Annotated in this window: 4 protein-coding genes and 1 pseudogene; all 5 read right to left on the bottom strand. The window is 58.2% G+C overall.

The annotated features are described in order from the left end of the window. Positions 1–100 (bottom strand): annotated as a pseudogene (locus EOC06_RS44210) (oligopeptide ABC transporter ATP-binding protein); the annotation flags it as partial. Beyond that, entirely contained in the window at positions 97–1,104 is a 1,008-nt protein-coding gene (locus tag EOC06_RS34040) for an ABC transporter ATP-binding protein (protein ID WP_128309871.1), read from the bottom strand. The pseudogene EOC06_RS44210 and the gene EOC06_RS34040, both read right to left, overlap by 4 nt. A 22-nt stretch (positions 1,105–1,126) precedes the next feature. Then, positions 1,127–2,008, bottom strand: a complete 882-nt coding sequence (locus tag EOC06_RS34035) for an ABC transporter permease (protein ID WP_128309870.1) — start codon at positions 2,006–2,008, stop codon at positions 1,127–1,129. A gap of 1 nt (position 2,009) precedes the next feature. After that, complete coding sequence (locus EOC06_RS34030) at positions 2,010–2,951, bottom strand: ABC transporter permease (protein ID WP_128309869.1); 942 nt, start codon at positions 2,949–2,951, stop codon at positions 2,010–2,012. Between the two features lie 5 nt (positions 2,952–2,956). Next, positions 2,957–4,037: ABC transporter substrate-binding protein (locus EOC06_RS34025; protein ID WP_128309868.1), on the bottom strand; the 1,081-nt coding region annotated here is incomplete at its 5' end.

The raw sequence follows: 4,037 nt of genomic DNA, 5'->3' as shown, positions 1-4,037 counted from the left end.
CCTCCACTGCCCGCACCACCGGAATGGTCTTCTTGAAGAATCCCGCACCGATCGGAAAATGCTTGGTCAGATTTTCGACTTTCAGCAATGGACCGCTCATGCGAATACAATCTCCTCTGAGCGCCAGCAGGCTGCGGCGTGACCGGATTCGACGTCACGCAGGACGGGCGTCTTTTCGCGGCAAATATCGATCGCGAACGGGCAGCGCGGGGCAAAGCTGCACCCGATAATCGGTTCACGCAGGTTTGGTACAATCCCAGGGATTTCCGGCAGACGGCGCTGCCGCCCATGCCGTCGGTCAGGTACCGAGCGCATGAGAGCCTGAGTGTACGGATGCATGGGGCGGGCGAACAAATCCGCGACTTCGGCTTGCTCGACGATACGGCCAGCATACATGACGATAACGCGCTGGCATGTCTCGGCGACGACACCCAGATCATGGGTGATGAACATCACCGCGGTTCCCATGCGCTCTTTCAGGTCGACGATCAGACGTAGGATCTGCGCCTGGATCGTAACGTCGAGCGCAGTGGTTGGCTCGTCAGCAATCAACAGTTCCGGTGAACAGGCCAGAGCCATGGCGATCATGACGCGTTGGCGCATGCCGCCAGACATTTCATAGGGATAGTTGTTGACGCGACGCTCAGGGTCCGCGATGCGGACGAAACGGAGCATTTCTTCGGCCTTGGCCATCGCAATCGCACGGGAGACTCCTGTGTGAATCTGCACCGCTTCAGCGATTTGATGGCCGACCGTGTAGACCGGGTTCAGGCTCGTCATTGGGTCCTGGAAGATCATGGCGATCTTGTCACCGCGGATCTTCCGCATCTCCCGCTCCGACAACTCAAGAAGGTCGCGGCCTTGAAACCGGACCTCACCTCCAATCGTCTGAGCCGTCTGCTTTGGAAGTAACCGAAGGATCGAAAGGGCCGTAACACTCTTGCCGCATCCAGATTCCCCAACGACGCCCAGCGTTTCGCCTTTCCTCACCTGGAAGCTAATACCACCCAAAGCGCGGGTGACACTTTCCTCGCCGTAAAATACGGTCTCAAGGTCTCGAACATCGAGAAGAGCTTCTTCTGCCGTGGTTTTAGGGAGTTCCATGTCAGTTTTATGCATCAGCATATCAGCGCCTCCGCTTCGCGCGGGGATCGAACATGTCGCGCAAGCCATCACCGAGCAGGTTGACGGCAAGCACTGTGACGGCAAGGCAGATGCCGGGGGCAAAGATGGTCATGGGAGCGATGGCGAGATATAAGCGTGAACTGGCGATCATGTTGCCCCAGCTCGGAATCTCGGGCGGCACGCCTACGCCGAGGAAGCTCAGCCCCGCCTCCGTCAGGATCGCGCTGGCGCAGACCGTGGCGCCCTGCACCATTAGCGCCGGAATGGTGCTTGGGAGAATATGCCGCCACAGTACTTTCGGTAGCCGCGCACCACCGCAGATCGCCGCTTCGACATAGGGACGCTCCCGAACGCTGAGCACCACCGAGCGAACCAGCCGCGCGACGGCCGGCGTCTCGGGGATCGCGATGGCGACAATGAGGATTCCGATGCCGGGGCCCGTCAGCGAGATGAGGGCAATCGCCAGCAGGATCGTCGGGATCGACATCAGGCCGTCCATGACCCGCATGACAATATTGTCGAACGCGCGGTTGTAGCCGGCCAGGATACCGATCAGGAGCCCAATCATGGCGGCACAGGCCGCCGACAGCAATCCGACCATAAGCGAGATGCGAGCGCCGAAGATCGTTCTCGCAAACACGTCTCGCCCAAGATTGTCGCTCCCGAACCACATGGCGTCGGACGGTGGCTGAAGGCGCTTGAACGGATCCATATTTCCCGGATCGCCGGCGTAAAGCGGGGCGGCAAGCGCCAAAACGATCAGGATCGCCAACAGGCCACCTCCGATCAGGATCAATGGATGCCGCCTAGCGAGACGGGCAAGGCCGGAAAGTTGCAGCGAGGCCGACGGCGAGGCCTCAAAGGTTACGAAGGGGAGTGTCATATTAGTACCGGATGCGCGGGTCGATCATCGTATAAGCGAGATCGACCGTGAGATTGATAAGGACGTACAGGCCCGAAGTCAGGATGAGCACGCTCTGGATAATGGGGTAGTCACGGTAGTTGATCGCATCGACTACGAGCCGACCGATACCGGGGATGTTGAACACTGTTTCCGTGAGAACCACGCCGCCGATCATATAAGCGAAACTTATCCCGATGACGGTCAGGATCGGGACGCCGGCATTCTTCAAGGCATGGTGGAAGAGCATGGCGTAGGACGAAGCGCCCTTGGCAGCGGCCGTTCGCATATAATCTTCCGACAGAACTTCGAGCATGCTCGCCCGCGTGACCCGGGCGATAAATGCAATGAAGCCAAGGCTCAAGGCCACAGTGGGCAGGATGAGATGCACAAGCCAAGGCCCGAGCCCACCATCGATCGGTACATATCCCTGGACCGGCAGCCAGTGCGTCCTGATAGCGAAGAAATAGATGAAAAAATAACCGATGACAAAGACAGGGACGGAATAACCAAGTGCCGAAAAGACAGCGAGGAGGCGGTCGACGAGGCCGCCTGTTCGCCAGGCGGCAAGGATGCCGAAGCAGACCCCGACAGTCGCTGACAGTATCATCGTCAGGATCGACAGGGAAAGGGTGGGTTCAAGCCGCTGCGAGATGAGTTCGAGAACCGGTCGCCCAGAAAAAATTGAGATGCCTAAATCACCGCGGAGGATGCCGAAGGCCCAATGTACGAACTGAACCGGCAGGGGATCATTCAAGCCCAGCTGTTCGCGGATGCCGGCGATCATCTCCGCGGTGGCCGACTTGCCGGCTATCATGGCCGCTGGATCGCCCGGTGCCAGCCTTAGCAACAGGAAGACGAAGATTCCGACCATCGCCATGACGGCGACGGTCGAAACCAATCTGCGTAGGATGTAGATAGCCATTGCGCTCAGGCTTTCTGCATGTTCCACATCGGGAAACGTGAATCAGGTACCGCGATTAGACCCGTGAGCGCCTTCCGGTGCGCTGCTGGCTGGACAATCTGTCCCAGCATCACGGCGCCAACAAAGTCCCACCAAACCCCTTGCATCTCGCGGGCCAGTGCTTGGCGTTTCTCGAGCGTTTCGGCGACTACCCATTTTGCCCGGAGAGCTTCGTATTCATCGCTCTTCGGCCAGCCCCACCAGGCTTTGTCGCCATTTGCGAACATGAATGAGGTTCCGATTGGATCGCCGAAGTTGTAGTCGGACCAGTCCGAGATGAAGATGCTCCAGCCCCCATTTTCGACCGGCCCCTTATTCGCCCGACGCGTTGCGAACTCACCGAAGGACATCGCCCCAAGCTCGACATTGACCCCGATTTTGCGGAGCGTGTCGGCCAAAAGTAGCGCGGCATTGCTGGCCGCCGCCCAGTCCGTAATCTGGAATATAAAAACCTTCTCGCCGGCATACCCGGCTTCCTGAAATAGCTGTTTTGCCCGCTCCGGATCTCCGCCCTTCTTGTACCACCCCGTATTTTCGTCATTGGAATACGGGGTACTGTTTCCAAACAGTGAGGTGACCGGGTGTGCGAATCTAGAATCAGGGGCCATGACCCGTAAGAATGCTTCCTGGTCGATCAGGTGAAGCATCGCTTGCCGCGCTTTGACGTTGTTGAACGGCGGCTGTAGAAAATTCATGCGTATATAGAGGTCACTGCCAGACGTATTTAGAACCTGGAGTTCAAGATTGGGGTCATTCTCGATTACCGGATAAAGATCTGGGGCAGGAGACAAAACGAAATCAGTCTCACCCGCCTGCAACGCGGCCAACGCAGTTTGCTGATCGGTAATGACCTGCCATTCAACTCGATCGACTTTGACGACCTTCCCGCCTGCGAGGCCCTCGGCAGGCTCTTGACGGGGGATATACTTTTCATTGCGGTCGTAGGTGAAGCTCGCGCCCGGCCGAACAAGGCTCTCATTGAATCTAAATGGCCCGGACCCAATATTCGAGGTCACCTGCTCGGTAGCGGGACGACCTGCATCCTTC

The organism is Mesorhizobium sp. M7A.F.Ca.MR.362.00.0.0 (genome assembly GCF_004023175.1).
Lineage (GTDB): Bacteria > Pseudomonadota > Alphaproteobacteria > Rhizobiales > Rhizobiaceae > Mesorhizobium.
This window is presented reverse-complemented; position numbering and strand designations above follow the sequence as displayed.